The organism is Aliterella sp. E5.1 (assembly GCF_057473825.1).
In genome coordinates, this window is record NZ_JBYCCV010000202.1 from 1 (window position 1) to 3,258 (window position 3,258).

At 36.1% G+C, this 3,258-nt stretch carries 3 protein-coding genes; all 3 read left to right on the plus strand.

Translation table 11 applies throughout. From position 1 onward, the window contains the following. Positions 1-101: 101 nt before the first annotated feature. Positions 102-998 carry a peptidoglycan recognition protein family protein gene (locus AC2VE5_RS24945; RefSeq protein WP_486890300.1) on the plus strand — a complete coding sequence of 299 codons (897 nt, stop codon included), beginning with the start codon at positions 102-104 and terminating at the stop codon, positions 996-998. A gap of 206 nt (positions 999-1,204) precedes the next feature. Next, positions 1,205-2,683, plus strand: a complete 1,479-nt coding sequence (locus tag AC2VE5_RS24950) for an SGNH/GDSL hydrolase family protein (protein ID WP_486890301.1) — start codon at positions 1,205-1,207, stop codon at positions 2,681-2,683. A gap of 67 nt (positions 2,684-2,750) precedes the next feature. Then, positions 2,751-3,137: a hypothetical protein gene (locus AC2VE5_RS24955; RefSeq protein ID WP_486890302.1), complete on the plus strand. Its 387-nt coding sequence runs from the start codon at positions 2,751-2,753 to the stop codon at positions 3,135-3,137. The last annotated feature ends 121 nt before the right edge of the window (positions 3,138-3,258 follow it).

The window sequence follows — 3,258 nt, forward strand, 5'->3', positions numbered from 1 at the left end:
ACAATTTGTATTAATTATGATTCAAATTGTTCTGCACTCCTCAAATTTAATTGAGTCACCCTTCAATATTCATTAAAAATTCAACAAATCGGAGATATATCATGAAAATAGTACCTAAAGAATGGATGCCCAACTGTTCGATGAAAAGAGTAATTACTCATTGGACAGCAGGAGGACACAAAGCATCAAGCGTAGATACAAGTCATTATCATATTTTAATAGAAGATGATGGCAAATTAATTCGCGGGACACACTCAATTAAAGATAATGTTTCAACGGCTGATTATAACTATGCAGCGCATACTGCAAGGCTGAACACCGGTTCAATTGGCGTGATAGTTTGTTGTATGCTTAATGCTCAAGAATCACCATTTAAAGCTGGTAAATTTCCTATGACTAAAAAACAGTGGGAAACAATGGCACAAGTTGTAGCTGAATTATGTCAGTTTTATGACATTGATGTTACTGCAAAAACAGTTTTAGGACATGGGGAAGTAGAAAAAACTCTTGGTGTCAAGCAAGATAAATGGGACCCAATGGTTTTACCTTGGGATACAAAATTAAGTAAATCTCAAGTCGGTAATCAATTTCGTGACATGGTAGAGTCAAGAATTACAGGTAGTTCTGACTTAAAAGAATCACCAGCTAATATTACTGCAATTATTCAGGGAAAAAGCTTTAGAGAATCACAAATCTTTAATGAAAAAAGCTATATCAAACTACGTCCGCTCCTCGATACCTTTGATTGGTCTATTCTTCACGCAACTGTAGATAATGTTGTTGAAATTCATTTTTCACCAGCAGACGCTCCTAAATCTATTCAATTTATTTTAATCGATCATGCAAATGAAGTTCAAAACGTACCAGCAGGGACTCCCGAAGCAAAAATCGTTGAGTTAATTCAAAAGTTTGGATTTGTTAAAGCCACAGAATTAGCAGAAGCAATGAATCTTAATATTATCTGGGACGGATTGACACGCACAGTAATACTTAGCTAATCAAGAGTAAATTTTAAAGCTACTTATCATTTTTTGCTCTTGAATCAAAGCGATCGCGCATTACATTTCCCAATAAATCAAAGCGATCGCTGTCAATCATAAGTTTTTAGTAGGTCAAACTATCAAAAACTCGTACTCAAAATTGTTTTTTGGTCATCCAAAATTTTGCACTGCTAACTACAAACTTTTAAAAATGGAGAAAAATTATGCCAGTTCCACTCGTTGCGATCGGTGATAGCTTGACTCACGGCGTTACTAGCGGTGGTGTTTGTCGTACAGATATTGCCTATCCTGCTCTAATTGCCCGTTGTCTTGGCGACCCAGATTTAAATCAATTCAAACGTCCTGATTTCACCGGTGAAGGTGGTTTACCCCTAAACATAGAACAATTATTACGCCTGCTAGTTGACAAATTTGGAAATAAAATTGATTTATTTGAAATTGCTCCTGCCTTTTTAGCAGTGCAAAATCTACTCGATCGCGTAGAAGATTTTTGGGAAAGAGGAGAAGGAACTAGAGCTTCCGATACGGGTCTTTTACATCACAATTTAGGTATTTTAGGATTTCAGCTAGGAGATTTTGACACTCTAACAGACGCAGTTTGCCGCCGTATATTACAAAAGAAAAAACTTAAAGATAACTTTTTTCAACAACTACCTGAATTAGCAATGTATCGTGCTACAAGGAGAACATTAAATCCAAGTTTAAATGGTCAATTTGAGCAATATTCACAAGTCACTGCTGCTCAGGAAATTGCTCAAACGCAGGGTGGAATTGATAATTTAATTTTCTGGCTAGGGTCGAATAACTGTTTAGGTACGGTTATTCAGTTAAAAATTAATTGGTCTAAACCCGAAGACATTTATAAATTAGCAGGCGAACAAAGCTGCAATCTTTGGCAACCCGAACATTTCCGAAAACTACTTAAAAGAATTATTCCTCAAATTAAAGCTATAAATGCTAAGAACGTTTTTCTAGCAACTATTCCTCATGTTACTATTCCTCCAATATGTCGCGGTATTACTCCTGGAAGAACGGGAACAGACGCACTGGCTTCAAATGGATACTATGAGTTTTATACTCATTTTTGGATTTGGGATGATGAGTTTAGTAAAAACCCTGAACAATATCCTCATTTAGTAGGTACAGAAGCCCAATTAATAGATAGTATTATTGACCAGTACAATCGAGCTATCAAAGAGGTTGCTACCCAGGAAGGATTTCATGTTGTCGATCTGTGTGAAAAGCTCGATCAATTAGCATTTCGTCGCCAGGGGGGAAAGGTTAGCTATACTTTTCCAACAGAATTAATTGACGCATTAAGAGCTAATATTCCGCACCGAATAACTTCAGCAGAAAAACCTCTGATAGACACTCGGTATATTCGTCTAAATCCTAACGACAATAATCCAGAAAATAGATTTATAGGTGGCCTTATTGGCTTAGATGGATTTCACCCGACACCTGTATTTTATGGCTTAGTTGCTCATGAGTTTTTGATGAAAATGAAGGATATTGGTGTTCCTATCAATCAGCCACAAAGTTGGTGGAGCGATATTGTAAAGTCAGACAAACTTTTGACGGCCCCTCCAGCAAATTTAGAGTATTTAGAAAATACATTAGGTTTTCTCTATCACCGTACACCTTTAAAAAAACTACTCGATATTCTTAGCGGTTTTTCTTAATAAGAATTAGTAATTTTTACGCTTAATCGGTAAGCGATCGCTTTGACTACTAGATAGGATTACCATCATGAACCAAAATATTGACAAAGAAATAAAATCTCAACTCAAAAGATGGCATTACAGTGCAATAAGCTTACACTCAACTTACATAGCTTTAGGAGTGATTTCAGTAGTATCATCTGTGGTAGTCGCTACTTTTACAGAAGAACTTGAACCATTTTGGATAAAAGTTTTGGCGGCTACAAGTGCTACCTCAGTAGCATTAATTAAAACCACAGATGTAGGACGCAAAGGTAATGGGTTTCGTCAAGCACATAGATATCTAAAAGCGGCAGAACTGCGACGATTTGATACAGGTGAAAAGTCTAATCAAGATGTAATTAAAGCATTTGCAGAAGCTGAATTAATGATTGGGGATGTAGTAATTGCAGTCCGAGATTCACCAGAAAAATAAAGATGAAAAATTACGTTTCTTGAACTAAAAAACTATCAAACAACTGTTACAACCAACAATATCAACCTTTATGTTGAAACCTTTAACGATCGCATTTTCCCCTCCATACTCTTAATTATGG